General features: G+C 57.9%; 12 protein-coding genes. 8 read left to right on the top strand and 4 right to left on the bottom strand.

Going from position 1 to position 15,171, the window contains the following annotated elements; genetic code table 11:
- Window positions 1-3 precede the first annotated feature (3 nt).
- From lptB to yrbL, 7 genes are all read left to right on the top strand, one after another.
- Window positions 4-729: an LPS export ABC transporter ATP-binding protein gene (lptB, locus tag QZ766_RS17730; RefSeq protein ID WP_297204665.1), complete on the top strand. Its 726-nt coding sequence runs from the start codon at window positions 4-6 to the stop codon at window positions 727-729.
- A 47-nt stretch (window positions 730-776) separates the two neighbouring features.
- The gene (gene rpoN, locus QZ766_RS17725; protein WP_297204663.1) at window positions 777-2,210 is read left to right on the top strand and encodes an RNA polymerase factor sigma-54; all 1,434 of its coding nucleotides are present in this window, start codon (window positions 777-779) and stop codon (window positions 2,208-2,210) included.
- Window positions 2,211-2,232: 22 nt separating this feature from the next.
- Entirely contained in the window at window positions 2,233-2,520 is a 288-nt protein-coding gene (gene hpf / locus QZ766_RS17720; protein WP_297204660.1) for a ribosome hibernation promoting factor, read from the top strand.
- 56 nt (window positions 2,521-2,576) lie between these two features.
- Window positions 2,577-3,068 carry a PTS IIA-like nitrogen regulatory protein PtsN gene (ptsN, locus tag QZ766_RS17715; RefSeq protein ID WP_297204657.1) on the top strand — a complete coding sequence of 164 codons (492 nt, stop codon included), beginning with the start codon at window positions 2,577-2,579 and terminating at the stop codon, window positions 3,066-3,068.
- 33 nt (window positions 3,069-3,101) lie between these two features.
- Window positions 3,102-3,956, top strand: a complete 855-nt coding sequence (gene rapZ / locus QZ766_RS17710; protein WP_297204654.1) for an RNase adapter RapZ — start codon at window positions 3,102-3,104, stop codon at window positions 3,954-3,956.
- Window positions 3,953-4,225 (top strand): PTS phosphocarrier protein NPr, encoded by a 273-nt coding sequence (gene npr / locus QZ766_RS17705; protein WP_297204652.1) that lies wholly within the window; start codon window positions 3,953-3,955, stop codon window positions 4,223-4,225. Before rapZ ends, npr begins: the two co-directional genes overlap by 4 nt.
- 177 nt (window positions 4,226-4,402) lie before the next feature.
- The gene (gene yrbL, locus QZ766_RS17700; protein ID WP_297204650.1) at window positions 4,403-5,038 is read left to right on the top strand and encodes a PhoP regulatory network protein YrbL; all 636 of its coding nucleotides are present in this window, start codon (window positions 4,403-4,405) and stop codon (window positions 5,036-5,038) included.
- Between the two features lies 1 nt (window position 5,039).
- Here yrbL and mtgA read toward each other — a convergent pair whose 3' ends face one another.
- The 4 genes from mtgA to QZ766_RS17680 form a co-directional block, all read right to left on the bottom strand.
- A complete protein-coding gene (mtgA, locus tag QZ766_RS17695) occupies window positions 5,040-5,765 on the bottom strand; it encodes a monofunctional biosynthetic peptidoglycan transglycosylase (RefSeq protein WP_297204648.1) in 726 nt (241 codons plus the stop codon).
- Complete coding sequence (gene elbB, locus QZ766_RS17690; RefSeq protein WP_297204646.1) at window positions 5,758-6,414, bottom strand: isoprenoid biosynthesis glyoxalase ElbB; 657 nt, start codon at window positions 6,412-6,414, stop codon at window positions 5,758-5,760. Before elbB ends, mtgA begins: the two co-directional genes overlap by 8 nt.
- Window positions 6,415-6,651: 237 nt before the next feature.
- The gene (arcB, locus tag QZ766_RS17685) at window positions 6,652-8,979 is read right to left on the bottom strand and encodes an aerobic respiration two-component sensor histidine kinase ArcB (protein ID WP_297204645.1); all 2,328 of its coding nucleotides are present in this window, start codon (window positions 8,977-8,979) and stop codon (window positions 6,652-6,654) included.
- 138 nt (window positions 8,980-9,117) lie between these two features.
- On the bottom strand, window positions 9,118-10,038 hold the full coding sequence (locus tag QZ766_RS17680) for a TIGR01212 family radical SAM protein (protein ID WP_297204641.1): 921 nt from the start codon (window positions 10,036-10,038) through the stop codon (window positions 9,118-9,120).
- Between the two features lie 663 nt (window positions 10,039-10,701).
- On the opposite strand from QZ766_RS17680, the gene gltB reads away from it, so the two are divergent.
- Window positions 10,702-15,162 carry a glutamate synthase large subunit gene (gene gltB, locus QZ766_RS17675; protein WP_297204638.1) on the top strand — a complete coding sequence of 1,487 codons (4,461 nt, stop codon included), beginning with the start codon at window positions 10,702-10,704 and terminating at the stop codon, window positions 15,160-15,162.
- Window positions 15,163-15,171 lie beyond the last annotated feature (9 nt).

Raw genomic sequence — 15,171 nt, 5'->3', positions numbered from 1 at the left:
GCTATGGCAACATTAACTGCAAAAAATTTGGCGAAAGCCTATAAGGGCCGCCGGGTCGTTGAAGATGTCAGTCTGACGGTGAATTCAGGCGAAATTGTTGGCCTGCTGGGCCCAAACGGCGCGGGTAAAACTACGACCTTCTACATGGTGGTGGGCATCGTGCCGCGTGACGCGGGCAACATCATCATCGACGACGAAGACATCAGCCTCCTGCCGCTGCATGCCCGCGCGCGCCGCGGCATCGGCTACCTGCCGCAGGAGGCCTCCATCTTCCGCCGCCTGAGCGTCTACGACAACCTGATGGCCGTTCTGCAGATCCGCGACGATCTCAGCAGCGAACAGCGTGCCGATCGCGCTAACGAGCTGATGGAAGAGTTCCACATTGAGCACCTGCGCGACAGCCTCGGCCAGTCGCTCTCCGGCGGCGAGCGCCGCCGCGTGGAGATCGCCCGCGCGCTGGCGGCCAATCCCAAATTCATCCTGTTGGATGAACCCTTTGCCGGGGTTGACCCTATCTCGGTTATCGACATTAAACGCATCATCGAGCACCTGCGCGACAGCGGACTCGGGGTGCTTATCACCGATCACAACGTTCGTGAGACGCTCGCCGTCTGTGAACGCGCGTACATCGTAAGCCAGGGCCACCTGATTGCCCACGGCACGCCGGAGCAGATCCTGCAGGATGAGCAGGTTAAGCGCGTGTACCTTGGGGAAGACTTCAGACTCTGATAGGGTAGTGATTAACGACGTTCTGCCCGGAGAAATTGATTCTGATTATGAAGCAAGGTTTGCAACTACGGCTTAGCCAACAGCTCGCCATGACGCCGCAATTGCAGCAGGCCATTCGCCTGCTGCAGCTCTCGACGCTGGAACTTCAGCAGGAGCTTCAACAGGCGCTGGAAAGCAATCCCCTGCTGGAGCAAACCGATCTTCACGACGAAATTGAGTCGCAGGAAAGCGTCGACAGTGAAACTCTCGACAGCGTCGATGCGCTTGAACAGAAAGAGATGCCGGAAGAGCTGCCTCTTGACGCCAGCTGGGATGAGATTTATACCGCCGGCACGCCGTCCGGCACAGGCACCGATTACCAGGACGACGAGCTGCCCGTTTACCAGGGCGAAACCACCCAAACGCTGCAGGATTATCTGATGTGGCAGGTGGAGCTAACGCCGTTTTCCGATATTGACCGCGCGATCGCCACTTCTATCGTGGATGCGGTGGACGACACTGGCTATCTGACCGTACCGCTGGAAGATATTCTGGAAAGCATCGGCAACGATGAGCTGGACATTGAAGAGGTGGAAGCCGTCCTCAAGCGCATTCAGCGATTCGATCCTATTGGCGTTGCCGCCAGGGATCTGCGCGATTGTCTACTTATCCAGCTCTCTCAGTATGCCAGCGATACGCCGTGGCTTACCGAAGCCCGGACTATCGTCAGCCATCACCTGGATCTGCTCGCCAATCACGACTTTCGCAGCCTGATGCGCGTCACGCGCATGCGGGAAGAAGTGCTTAAAGAGGCGGTCAACCTGATCCAGTCCCTCGATCCCCGCCCGGGCCAGTCGATTCAGACCGGCGAGCCGGAGTACGTCATCCCCGACGTGCTGGTGCGCAAAATCAAGGATCGCTGGACCGTCGAGCTTAACGCCGACAGCATTCCGCGCCTGCAGATTAATCAGCACTATGCCGGAATGTGCAACAGCTCGCGCAACGATACCGATAATCAGTTTATTCGCAGCAATCTTCAGGAAGCCAAGTGGCTGATTAAAAGCCTGGAAAGCCGCAATGATACGCTGCTGCGGGTTAGCCGCTGCATCGTGGAGCAGCAGCAGGCGTTCTTCGATCAGGGCGAAGAGTTTATGAAACCGATGGTGCTGGCGGACATCGCTCAGGCCGTCGAGATGCATGAATCCACCATTTCTCGCGTGACCACGCAGAAATACCTTCACAGCCCACGGGGCATTTTTGAGCTTAAGTATTTCTTTTCCAGCCACGTGAGTACCGAAGGCGGCGGAGAAGCCTCTTCTACGGCGATCCGCGCGCTGGTCAAGAAATTAATTGCCGCGGAAAATCCCGCGAAACCGCTGAGCGACAGTAAGCTGACCACCCTGCTGTCCGAACAGGGTATCATGGTGGCGCGCCGCACTGTTGCAAAGTACCGAGAGTCTTTATCCATCCCGCCGTCTAACCAGCGTAAACAGCTGGTCTGACTCAACCGATAAGGAAGACACTATGCAGCTCAATATCACTGGCCATAACGTCGAAATTACTGAAGCCATGCGCGACTTTATCAACAGCAAGTTTGCCAAGCTGGAGCAGTTTTTCGAACGGATAAATCAGGTCTACGTGGTGTTAAAAGTGGAGAAGGTGACCCATATCGCGGACGCCAACCTGCACGTTAACGGCGGTGAAATCCACGCCAGTGCGGAAGGGCAGGATATGTATGCCGCTATCGATGGACTTATCGATAAACTGGCAAGGCAGCTTAATAAGCACAAAGACAAACTAAAACAACACTAATTGTCCAGGCGTTCGTCCGGCAGGTTCGCCGGGCCGGACGACACGCAGGTGAAATTATGATGAACAACGATCCCGCTCTGCAACTGAGCAGCGTTCTTAACCAGGAATGCACCCGCAGCGGCGTTCACTGCCAGAGCAAAAAGCGCGCGCTGGAGATTATCAGCGAGCTGGCCGCCAAGCAGCTGAGCCTGCCCCCGCAGGTAGTTTTTGAAGCAATACTGACCCGTGAAAAAATGGGCAGTACCGGTATTGGTAACGGCATCGCCATTCCTCACGGCAAGCTCGAAGAGGATACGCTGCGCGCGGTGGGCGTATTTGTGCAGCTCGAAACACCAATTGCCTTTGACGCCATTGATAATCAGCCGGTTGATCTGCTATTTGCCCTGTTGGTCCCCGCCGACCAGACCAAAACGCACCTGCACACGCTGTCTCTGGTGGCCAAGCGCCTGGCGGATAAAACCATCTGCCGCCGCCTGCGTAATGCGCAAAGCGATGAGGAACTGTATGAGATCATCACTGGCGAAGAAGGCGAACATGACGACGTATAACGATAGCGGTATTACACGGAGGAGTCACAGCGCATGGTTCTGATGATCGTCAGTGGTCGCTCGGGCTCGGGTAAATCCGTTGCCCTGCGCGCGCTCGAAGATATGGGATTTTACTGCGTGGACAACCTGCCGGTAGTCCTGCTGCCGGAGCTGGCGAAAAGCCTCGCCGATCGCCAGATCTCCGCCGCCGTCAGCATCGACGTGCGAAACATGCCGGAATCGCCGGAGATCTTCGAAACGGCGATGCAAAATCTGCCGGACGACTTCTCCCCACAGCTGCTGTTTCTCGATGCCGATCGCAATACACTGATTCGCCGCTATAGCGACACACGCCGCCTGCACCCTCTGTCGAGCAAAAACTTATCGCTGGAAAGTGCCATCGATCAGGAGAGCGACCTGCTGGAACCGCTGCGTTCCCGGGCGGATCTGATTGTCGACACCTCTGAAATGTCGGTGCACGAGCTGGCTGAAATGCTGCGTACCCGCCTGCTGGGCAAGCGCGAGCGCGAACTAACAATGGTGTTTGAATCTTTCGGCTTCAAGCACGGCATCCCCATTGATGCAGACTACGTGTTTGACGTGCGCTTCCTGCCTAACCCGCACTGGGATCCGAAACTGCGCCCGATGACCGGGCTGGATAAGCCGGTCGCTGCCTTCCTCGACCGGCACACCGAGGTCCACAATTTCATCTACCAGACACGCAGCTATCTTGAACTCTGGCTGCCGATGCTGGAAACCAACAACCGCAGCTATTTAACTGTTGCGGTAGGCTGCACCGGCGGCAAGCATCGCTCGGTCTACATCGCTGAACAGCTTGCGGACTACTTCCGCTCCCGCGGCAAGAACGTCCAGTCCCGCCACAGAACGCTGGAAAAACGCAAATCATGACCGTTAAGCATACTGTTGAGATCACCAACCGGTTAGGCATGCACGCGCGTCCGGCCATGAAGCTGTTCGAGCTGGTGCAGGAATACGATGCCGAAGTGCTGCTGCGCAACGATGAAGGTACCGAAGCCGAGGCCAGCAGCGTTATTGCGCTTTTGATGCTGGATTCGGCAAAAGGCCGCCAGATTGAGATTGTCGCCACAGGCCCGCAGGAGCAGGAAGTTATGGACGCGGTGATCGCGCTGTTCAACGCCGGATTTGATGAAGATTAGCTGAGTGGATCCTGTGAATTACAAGAAAACGCCGCGAGGCGTTTTTTTTTGCTTTTACGCAAAGAAATGTACGAAAAGTGCTCTTTTACACTTCATATAAATATTAAGAAAACCTTAAGGTGACAATTTGAGTTAAATTTACTCCCGTATCCAGGAATAAACCTAAAGGGAGAGCCCATGATCTATTTATCTGACACCACGCCGCTCGGCACGGGCAGACATCGCAAGTGCTATCAGCACCCGACAGACGCTGCCCGCTGCATCAAAGTGGTATACAACAGCGAAAGTGGCGGTGATAAAGAAATCAAACGCGAACTGGGCTACTACCGTCACCTGTCGCGCCGCCTGCAGGACTGGCGCGGGCTTCCCCGTTATTACGGAACGGTAAAAACCGACTGCGGCACTGGCTATGTGTACGACGCTATTCTCGACTTTGACGGAAAGCCTTCAATCACGCTGACCGAGTTCGCTGAAAACTGCCGCTACGAAGAGGATTTTCGGACGCTGCGTACTCTGCTAAAAGCCCTGAAGCAATACCTGTACAAGAACCGCATCGTGACGATGACGCTGAAGCCGCAGAATATTCTGTGCCAGCGCATCAGCGAATCGGAAGTGGTGCCGGTAGTGTGCGACAACATTGGTGAAAGCACGTTTCTGCCCGTGGCCACCTGGTCCGCCTGGTTCTGCCACCGCAAACAGGAGCGCCTGTGGCAGCGTTTCCTCCAGCAGCCGGCGCTACGAAACGCGCTTACGGCAAGCAGCAGCTCTCAGGGAAAGACTGGCGCTTCAGCCTCGCTCAACGCGCCTGCCTGATCTAGCGCAGCCGGTGGCGAGTCATAAATTCCTCGCCGCCGAGCTGGTTCATTTGCCGCATTATCCACGCCTGGCGGTTGCGCACATAGCGATCGGGCGCACCGGCCCGGTACTGAATGGGATTCGGTAATACCGCCGCCAGCAGCGCCGCTTCAGACTGAGTCAACCGGCTCGCCGGTTTGTGGAAATAGCGCTGTGAGGCCGCCTCTACGCCGAAAGTCCCGTCGCCAAACTCGGCAATATTAAGATAGACCGTCAGAATGCGGCGCTTGCTCCAGACCGCTTCCATGCCGAGCGTTAGCCCCGCCTCCAGCCCTTTACGCACCCAGCTGCGCCCGTCCCACAGAAATAGATTTTTTGCCGTCTGCTGAGAGATCGTGGATGCGCCGCGAACCCGTCGCTCGCTGCGCTCATTGTGGGCCAGCGCCTGCTCGATAGCGTCGACGTCAAAGCCCCAGTGTTCGGGAAACTTTTGATCTTCTGCGGCAATCACCGCCAGCCCCATCCACGGTGAGATGTTATCCATGCTCACCCAGTCGGAATGCGCAACGTAGCCGAAATCGCCGCTGAACCACGCGCCAAGCTGCCGCTCGGCCATTACCGCCGAGAAAGGCACCGGTACGAAGCGAAGCAGCAAAATACCACCGCCCCAGATAACCGCCAGCGCCAGCAGCACCTTGCCCAGCGTGCGTTTCAGCACGCCGGCCCGGAAAGGCCGCTTACGCATCCGCCAGCGCCAGCACGCGCGCCACCAGCTTTTCAATACCGAACGCCGCCTCGCCGATGTTCTGAGCCAGCATATAGGCCGGCGTGGTGACCACTTTATGATCCTCATCGACCACAATGTCGTCCACCGGGCAGGGAACGTGCTCGGCGCCCATCTCTTCCAGAACCTCAGCGGTATCAATATCAGTGCCGATGGTGATCCTCAGCGGGAAATCAAAGATTTTTGGCAGCATCGCGGGCGCAATGCACATAAAGCCCAGCGGCTTGCCTGCCTCGTGCAGAGCCAGCGCCAGCGCTTTCAGCTCTTCATTAACCCGGCATTCGCTGCCTTCGGTGGCAAAGGTGCACAGGTTCTTCGCCGCACCAAACCCGCCCGGCACAATCAGCGCGTCCAGCGTGTCGGCCCGGGCCTGATTCAGGGGCTGAATGTCGCCGCGGGCAATGCGGGCGGACTCCTGCAGCACATTACGCTGCTCCGCAACCGCTTCACCGCTCAAGTGGTTAATCACATCGGACTGGCCGACATCAGGCGCAAAACAGACCGCCTGCGCGCCGCTGCGGGCGATGGCCAGCAGCGTAATGACCGCCTCATGTATTTCGCTGCCGTCGTAAACGCCGCATCCGCTCAGCACTACGCCAATCTTCTTCATTTCGCGTCTCCCCTATAGTCTGGCAATATGCAAATTAATAATTTTACTAAACAGCCTCGCTTCACATATTTTACTGATTTATGTAACAAATGGTCTATGCTTTGCTATCTTTATCTTCGTGTTATTCCTTCACCGGCTGCGCGCGCCTAAAACATTTATAATGATTAAGCGCGGCTACGATTTCCCTGGTGTTGGCGCAACGTTCGCGCACCCCGGCCTGGCCGGGGTCATTTTTTTCTACTTCGCCGCAACCCAGGCTTTGAGCGTCGCGACATCCTGCTGCCACTCGGTTTTCATCTCTTCAACCCATTCACCCACGTTATCCCACCACGCCGGCAAGTCCGGAGACTGAATCTGCTGTCCCAGCTGCTGTAGATGACGCAGCCCGACCGAGCCTGCTGCGCCCTTAATTTTATGCCCTTCATCGACGATGCCCTTCTGATCCCGGGCGGTCAGATTGGACTCCAGCACCGCCAGATACCCCGGCATCATTTTTTCAAACACCGCCAGCCCATCGGTAATCAGCTTCGGCCCCACCAGATCGATATACTGCTCAAGCATATCGGTATCCAGTACGCCCTGTGCTTTGCTGCTGTCCGTCTCTTTCATGCTGCACTCCTCATCATTGCGGGTATCCCAGAATTTCTGAATCATTGCCGTCAGGGCAGGCACTGCCAGCGGCTTGCTGAGCACGTCGTCCATCCCGGCATCGAGGTACTCTTTTTTATCTTTCAGCACGTTCGCGGTCAGCGCCACCAGCGGCGGCAGGTCTCCCAATGGATAGCGCTGTTTCAGCGCCCGGGAGATATCCAGACCGGTCATGTCCGGCAGCTGAATATCCAGCAGCACCAGGTCGTACTCGCCGGGGGAGAACATCTCGAGCGCCGCGCTGCCGGTCATCGCCACGTCTACCGTATTGCCGAGCTTCTCCAGCACCGAGCGGGCGACAATGACATTCAGCTCAATATCTTCCACCAGCAGCACGTGCAGAGCCGGCAGCGGCATATCGTCTTCGCTGAGGGTATCTTCCACCTCTTCGGCAATTGCCGGCGCGTGAACGGTGAGCGTAAAGACGGAACCTTTGCCCGGCTGGCTGGCGACGGTAATGTCGCCGCCCATACTTTTGGCAAGGCGGCGGGATACCGCCAGGCCAATACCGGTACCGGTGGCGGGCTTGCCGCCCTGGCTGTCTTTCACCTGGTAGTACATGGCGAAGATCTTATCCTGCTCTTCTTGCGGGATACCGATACCGGAGTCTTCTACCTCGAAGCGCAGCATCTCGCCCGGCTCGTAGCGGATGCGCACCGTCACGCTGCCGCGCTGGGTAAATTTGACCGCGTTGCTGATAAGGTTCCACAGGATCTGCCGCAGGCGCGTGCCGTCGGTGATCACTTTATGCGGCAGGGGCAGCGTGGGCTCCATAACAAAGCGCAGGCCCTTCTGCTGCGCCTGCAGACCGGAGAGGTTCTCCAGATCGGTGAGAATGCCGGTAAAATCCACCGGCTGGTTGTCCAGCTGCACCTTGCGGCGTTCGATTTTATCCATATCGATAATATCGTTGAAAATATTGCCCAGCGTCACCGCCGAAACGTGGATCGTTTTGAGGTACTTTTCCTGTTCGTCGGTCAGCTCGGTATCCATCAGGATCCGGCTCAGGCCCACGATACCGTTCAGCGGCGTGCGCAGCTCGTGGCTGATGGTGGAGATAAAGGTCGTCTTATCACGGCTGGCACGCTCCAGCGCATCCTGATAGCGCTTGCGCTCGGTAATATCGCGCCCAAAGCCCATCAGGCCGTGGCGCTTACCAACGCGGTCATAGTAGGGTACTTTACGGATCTCAAAGCAGGCCTTGCGGCCGTCAGGATAATCCAGCCACTGCTCGTAGGTCAGGGAGACGTTGTGGCGAAAGACCTTCTCGTCGGTCTCGATAACTTTGGCCGCTGCTTCCTGTGAGTAAACATCCTGCGGTTTCAGGTTAACCAGCTGCTTCTCGCTTTTGCCGGTCAGCAACTCCATTGCGCGGTTGCAGCCGGAAAACTCTTTATCTTCATTGCGATAGAAAACGAGATCCGGTGAGGCATCAAGAAAAGAGCGCAGGAAAGAGGATTGCTGTTCAAGCTGGATCTGGGTTTCGGCGCGCTCCTGCATCTCAATGCGCAGCTGTTCAAGAGTCGTCTGGCGCTCGGCTTCGGCCTTCTCGCGATCGCTTATCTCCTGATTGAGCTGGGCGATGTTGTCTTTTAGCTGCACGTTAAGCTTCAGGTCGCGGTCGCGCATCTCCTCCAGCTTGTGCACCAGATTTGACAGGCGCTGGCGCGACTCCTCCAGCTGCTCGACCACCACTGAAAGAAAATAGACCGCCCACGGCGTGATGAGCAGGCCGAAAAAGATAGAGCGGATAACGTCGATGCTCTCGACCTGGCCATGAAGCACCATAGTCACCGCCATCTGGACCACAATTGCCAGCACCACCAGCACCAGCGCCAGCAGCATGGAAAAGCGCACCAGGCCGAGCTTCATCATCAGATCCACATAGTACTGGGCAAGCTTACGGATTTGCTTCATAGGAGTTTCCTTCACCACAACATCGCTCAATAATACCCAATTCTGAGCAACGCGTTGAAGGTTGTGCGGAAAATTGCGGCGTGGCCGATTTTTCGGCATGAGCAATGCCGCCCGAAGAAGAGCGGTAAGAGAGGAGATCTAGCCCTGCCAGCTGCGCCCCAGCGCCGAACCCTGCGCGCCATGCGCGTTCAGGTAGCGGTCCAGCTCAACCATCCCGGTCCAGCGGTTTTCGCACCACAGCGGCGCCAGCAAAGTCGGACGGCGGGCGCTGGCGGAAACCCGGTGATAGATTACCTCGGGCGGGGTATGGCGGATCATTTCGCCGGCGGTAAGAGTGTAGTCCTCAAGCGCAATCCCGTTCAGGCGCCCTGCTTCCCACGCTTTCGCCATCGTGCTGCCGGTGACGATATGCAGCGGATGCAGCTTGATGCCGTCCACGCCGGTATCCACCACGCGCGCCAGCGTCCGCAGGCACGCCTCCTGCCCTTCCCCCGGCAGACCGACAATCAGGTGAGCACAGACTTTCAGCCCGCGCGCCCGCGCCAGGCGGGTAGTGCGCTGATAGCAGGCAAAGTCGTGCCCGCGATTAATGCGGCGCAGGGTTTTATCCTCCGCGCTCTGCAGGCCCAGCTCGAGCCAGACTTCATAACCCTGCTCGCGGTATTCGCTCAGCAAATCCAGTACCGCTTCGGGAACGCAGTCGGGGCGCGTACCGACGCAGAGCCCGACGATATTCGCCTGGCTTACCGCCTGCTGATACATCGAACGCAGCACCTGCACTTCGGCAAAGGTGCTGGTATAGGCCTGGAAATAGGCCAGATAGCGTTTGGCGCGGTTAACGAGGTGCGCCTGGTGCGCCAGCTGCTCGGCGATAGACTTATGCTGCTGCGCCTCATCGGCGAATGACGCCACGTTACAGAAAGTGCAGCCGCCGCGCCCAATGGTGCCGTCGCGGTTGGGGCAGCTAAAGCCGCCGTGCAGCGTCAGCTTGTGGACTTTCTCGCCGTAGCGGCGAACGAGATCGCCGCCAAACATATTGACTAATTTCTGTAACTGCATAATCTGAGAGGCCGCCCCGGGGAAAGGGGCCAAGACTGCCATTTTTACCCTTCTACGGCGATGACCTGGATCAAGCGCCGCGCCAGCCCCTATTCAACATGAATAATCAGTCACGATAACCGCAATTTCATTCATCGCCAATGTAATTACTTTTACTTATGCTCAATGCGCTTTTTTCACTAATCCTCAAAATGCTTCAAAACAGTGACATGATGCGGGTTTGCAGCGAGTCTCAGAATAATAAACTACCAATAAAAAGCTAATTAGCACAGATCATTAATTATGAGGCACTCATACAGTGAGACAGATCACATAATTCCAGCCATCGCGAAGGGATAAATTCAATATCAAAACCGCTACAACATATTAATAATCATAAAGTTAGATAATGATTAGCACATATTTGCATAAATAAGATTGCCATTTGACCTGCGTGAATATTCCCGATAACTTGAGGATCCGCTGGAAGCTTTCTCGATGAGCAGTCTGCTCATCATATTTATGCAGTAATTGAGATTCCCTCTGAAGCAAGTCCGAATACTTGTTTACCGATACGAATGGATTGTAAGAGGGCGAATGCGTGGCCCACGCCCCGCCGCCCTTTTTGCGCCCGCGCGCGTCGGTACCAGAGTGCGTCCGTAGAGCCTGGGGAGGTTCACTGATATGTTGTACGATAAGTCTCTTGAGAGAGATAACTGTGGTTTCGGCCTGATCGCCCACATAGAAGGCGAACCTAGCCACAAAGTTGTGCGAACCGCCATTCACGCGCTGGCGCGTATGCAGCACCGCGGCGCAATCCTGGCAGACGGCAAAACCGGCGACGGCTGTGGCCTGCTGCTGCAAAAGCCGGACCGTTTTTTCCGCATGTTTGCCGAAGAGCGCGGCTGGCGGCTGGCTAAAAACTATGCCGCCGGCATGCTGTTCCTGAATAAAGATCCGGTGCTGGCCAGCGCGGCCCGCGCCGTTGTCGAAGAAGAGCTGCAGCGCGAAACGTTGTCTATTGTGGGCTGGCGCGAAGTGCCTACCAATGAAGGCGTACTCGGTGAAGTGGCCCTCTCCTCGCTGCCGCGCATCGAACAGATTTTTGTCAACGCCCCGGCGGGCTGGCGCCCGCGCGATATGGAGCGCCGGCTGTTTATCGCCCGCCGCCGCATCGAGAAGCGTCTTGAGCAGGATAAAGACTTCTACGTTTGCAGCCTCTCCAATCTGATCAACATCTATAAAGGTCTGTGTATGCCGGCGGATCTCCCGCGCTTCTACCTGGACCTGGCAGATCTGCGTCTGGAATCGGCCATCTGCCTGTTCCACCAGCGCTTCTCCACCAATACCGTACCGCGCTGGCCGCTGGCCCAGCCGTTCCGCTATCTGGCGCACAACGGTGAAATCAACACCATTACCGGCAACCGCCAGTGGGCGCGCGCCCGTACTTATAAGTTCCAGACGCCGCTGATCCCCGACCTGCACGACGCTGCGCCGTTCGTTAATGAAACCGGCTCCGATTCCAGTTCGATGGACAATATGCTCGAGCTGCTGCTGGCGGGCGGGATGGATATCGTGCGCGCCATGCGCCTGCTGGTGCCGCCGGCGTGGCAGAACAACCCGGATATGGATCCGGATCTGCGGGCGTTCTTCGACTTTAACTCCATGCACATGGAGCCATGGGACGGTCCGGCGGGCATCGTTATGTCCGACGGGCGCTACGCCGCCTGTAACCTCGACCGTAACGGCCTGCGCCCGGCGCGCTACGTGATCACCAAAGATAAGCTCATCACCTGCGCCTCCGAAGTGGGCATCTGGGACTATCAGCCGGATGAAGTGGTCGAAAAAGGCCGCGTCGGCCCCGGCGAGCTGATGGTTATCGATACCCGCGTGGGCCGCATTCTGCACTCGGCGGAAACCGACTACGATCTGAAAATCCGCCATCCTTATAAAGAGTGGATGGAGAAAAACGTCCGCCGGCTGGTACCGTTCGAAGATCTGCCCGACGCCGACGTCGGCAGCCGGGTCATGGACGACGACACGCTGGCCAGCTACCAGAAACAGTTTAACTACAGCGCCGAAGAGCTGGATGCGATCATCCGCGTGCTCGGTGAAAACGGCCAGGAAGCGGTCGGCTCGATGGGCGACGATACGCCGTTTGCGGTGCTCTCCAGCCAGCCGCGCATCATCTACGACTATTTCCGCCAGCAGTTCGCCCAGGTGACCAACCCGCCTATCGATCCGCTGCGCGAAGCGCACGTGATGTCGCTCGCTACCAGCATCGGCCGTGAAATGAACGTCTTCTGCGAAGCGGAAGGCCAGGCGCACCGCCTGACCTTTAAGTCGCCGATCCTGCTTTACTCCGACTTCAGGCAGCTCACCACCATCGACGATCCGCACTATCGCGCCGACACGCTGGATATTACTTTCGACGCGGGCCAGACCACGCTGGAAGAGACCATCAAGACTCTGTGCAACACCGCCGAGCAAATGGTGCGCGACGGCACCGTGCTGCTGGTGCTCTCGGATCGCAACATCGCCAAAAATCGCCTGCCGGTGCCCGCACCGATGGCGGTAGGCGCCATCCAGACGCGTCTGGTGGATAAGAACCTGCGCTGCGATGCCAACATCATTGTCGAAACCGCCAGCGCCCGCGATCCGCACCACTTTGCCGTGCTGCTCGGCTTCGGTGCGACGGCTATCTATCCGTATCTGGCCTACGAAACGCTGGCGAAGCTGGTGGATGGCAAAGTCATTGAAAAGGCCTATCGCCAGGTGATGCTGAATTACCGCAACGGCATCAACAAAGGCCTGTACAAGATCATGTCCAAAATGGGCATCTCGACCATCGCCTCCTACCGCTGCTCGAAGCTGTTCGAAGCGGTTGGCCTGCACGATGATGTCGCCGGACTCTGCTTCCAGGGCGTTATCAGCCGCATCGGCGGTGCCGGCTTTGAAGATTTCCAGCAGGATCTGCAAAATCTCTCCCGTCTGGCCTGGCTGGTGCGCAAGCCGCTGCCCCAGGGCGGCCTGCTCAAGTACGTTCACGGCGGCGAGTATCACGCTTACAACCCGGACGTGGTGCGCACGCTGCAAAAGGCGGTGGAGAGCGGGGAATACAGCGACTACCAGGCATATGCGAAGCTGGTCAACGAGCGCCCTGCCGCTACCTTGCGCGATCTGATCGCCATTAAACCGGGTGAGGAAGCCGTCAATGTCAGCGACGTAGAACCGGCGCAGGAACTGTTTAAGCGCTTTGATACCGCGGCGATGTCCATTGGCGCGCTGAGCCCCGAGGCCCACGAAGCGCTGGCAGAGGCCATGAACGGCATCGGAGGTAACTCAAACTCCGGCGAAGGCGGCGAAGATCCGGCCCGCTACGGCACCAATAAAGTATCGCGCATCAAGCAGGTGGCTTCCGGGCGCTTCGGCGTAACGCCGGCCTATCTGGTTAACGCCGACGTGATCCAGATTAAAGTCGCTCAGGGCGCCAAGCCGGGAGAAGGCGGGCAGCTGCCGGGAGATAAAGTCACGCCGTACATCGCCAGGCTGCGCTATTCGGTACCGGGTGTAACCCTGATTTCACCGCCGCCGCACCACGATATCTACTCGATTGAAGATCTGGCCCAGCTGATTTTCGACCTCAAGCAGGTCAATCCCGAAGCGATGATTTCGGTGAAGCTGGTGTCCGAGCCCGGCGTCGGGACTATCGCCACCGGCGTGGCGAAAGCCTACGCGGATTTAATCACCATTGCCGGCTACGACGGCGGCACCGGCGCCAGCCCGCTCTCTTCCGTGAAGTACGCGGGCTGTCCGTGGGAGCTGGGGCTGGTGGAAACCCAGCAGGCGCTGGTCGCCAACGGCCTGCGGCATAAAATCCGCCTGCAGGTGGACGGCGGCCTGAAAACCGGCGTCGACATTATCAAAGCCGCTATTCTCGGCGCCGAGAGCTTTGGCTTCGGCACCGGCCCGATGGTGGCGCTGGGCTGTAAATACCTGCGTATTTGCCACCTGAACAACTGCGCCACCGGCGTAGCAACCCAGGACGACAAGCTGCGTAAAAACCACTATCACGGTCTGCCGTTCAAAGTGACCAACTACTTTGAGTTTATCGCCCGCGAAACCCGCGAGCTGATGGCCGAGCTGGGGGTGACGCGGCTGGTGGATCTGATTGGCCGCACCGATCTGCTCAGCGTGCTGGACGGCTTCACCGCCAAACAGCAGAAGCTGAACCTGTCGAAGCTGCTGGAGACCGCTACGCCGCACGAAGGCAAGGCGCTGCACTGCACCGAAAGCAACCCGCCGTTTGACAACGGCGTGCTCAACGCCCAGCTGCTACAGCAGGCGAAGCCTTTCGTGGATGAGAAGCAGAGCAAAACCTTCTGGTTTGATATTCGCAATACCGACCGCTCGGTGGGCGCGTCGCTGTCAGGCTACATCGCCCGCAGCCACGGCGATCAGGGCCTGGCTTCCGACCCGATTAAGGCCCACTTTAGCGGCACCGCGGGCCAGAGCTTCGGCGTGTGGAACGCCGGCGGCGTAGAGCTGCACCTCACCGGCGACGCCAACGACTACGTCGGCAAAGGCATGGCGGGCGGGCTGATTGCCATTCGTCCGCCGGTAGGCTCTGCCTTCCGCAGCCACGAAGCGACGATTATCGGCAACACCTGCCTGTACGGCGCGACCGGCGGCCGCCTGTATGCCGCAGGGCGCGCGGGCGAACGCTTCGCCGTGCGCAACTCCGGCGCCATCACCGTCGTTGAAGGTATCGGCGACAACGGCTGTGAATACATGACCGGCGGTATCGTCTGCGTCATGGGTAAAACCGGCGTCAACTTCGGCGCGGGGATGACCGGCGGCTTTGCCTACGTGCTGGATGAAGATGGCGATTTCCGCAAGCGCGTGAACCCGGAGCTGGTCGAAGTGCTGTACGTCGATTCGCTGGCCATTCACGAGGAGCACCTGCGCGGGCTGATTACCGAGCACGTGCAGCTCACCGGCTCCCAGCGCGGAGAAGAGATCCTCGCCAGATGGCCGGAATTCTCCACCCGGTTTGCTCTGGTAAAACCAAAGTCCAGCGATGTCAAAGCACTGTTGGGTCACCGTAGTCGTAGCGCAGCTGAGCTGCGCGTGCAGGCGCAGTAAGGGGTAGCA

It is taken from the genome of uncultured Pluralibacter sp., from assembly GCF_913775985.1.
In the GTDB taxonomy this organism is placed as follows: domain Bacteria; phylum Pseudomonadota; class Gammaproteobacteria; order Enterobacterales; family Enterobacteriaceae; genus Pluralibacter.
This window is presented reverse-complemented; position numbering and strand designations above follow the sequence as displayed.

What these genes read in the sequence shown, in the direction of transcription:
- lptB (WP_297204665.1), top strand. Translation starts at nt 4, where the DNA reads ATGGCAACATTAACTGCAAAAAATTTGGCGAAAGCCTATAAGGGCCGC.
- rpoN (WP_297204663.1), top strand. Translation starts at nt 777, where the DNA reads ATGAAGCAAGGTTTGCAACTACGGCTTAGCCAACAGCTCGCCATGACG.
- hpf (WP_297204660.1), top strand. Translation starts at nt 2,233, where the DNA reads ATGCAGCTCAATATCACTGGCCATAACGTCGAAATTACTGAAGCCATG.
- ptsN (WP_297204657.1), top strand. Translation starts at nt 2,577, where the DNA reads ATGATGAACAACGATCCCGCTCTGCAACTGAGCAGCGTTCTTAACCAG.
- rapZ (WP_297204654.1), top strand. Translation starts at nt 3,102, where the DNA reads ATGGTTCTGATGATCGTCAGTGGTCGCTCGGGCTCGGGTAAATCCGTT.
- npr (WP_297204652.1), top strand. Translation starts at nt 3,953, where the DNA reads ATGACCGTTAAGCATACTGTTGAGATCACCAACCGGTTAGGCATGCAC.
- yrbL (WP_297204650.1), top strand. Translation starts at nt 4,403, where the DNA reads ATGATCTATTTATCTGACACCACGCCGCTCGGCACGGGCAGACATCGC.
- mtgA (WP_297204648.1), bottom strand. Translation starts at nt 5,765, where the DNA reads ATGCGTAAGCGGCCTTTCCGGGCCGGCGTGCTGAAACGCACGCTGGGC.
- elbB (WP_297204646.1), bottom strand. Translation starts at nt 6,414, where the DNA reads ATGAAGAAGATTGGCGTAGTGCTGAGCGGATGCGGCGTTTACGACGGC.
- arcB (WP_297204645.1), bottom strand. Translation starts at nt 8,979, where the DNA reads ATGAAGCAAATCCGTAAGCTTGCCCAGTACTATGTGGATCTGATGATG.
- QZ766_RS17680 (WP_297204641.1), bottom strand. Translation starts at nt 10,038, where the DNA reads ATGCAGTTACAGAAATTAGTCAATATGTTTGGCGGCGATCTCGTTCGC.
- gltB (WP_297204638.1), top strand. Translation starts at nt 10,702, where the DNA reads ATGTTGTACGATAAGTCTCTTGAGAGAGATAACTGTGGTTTCGGCCTG.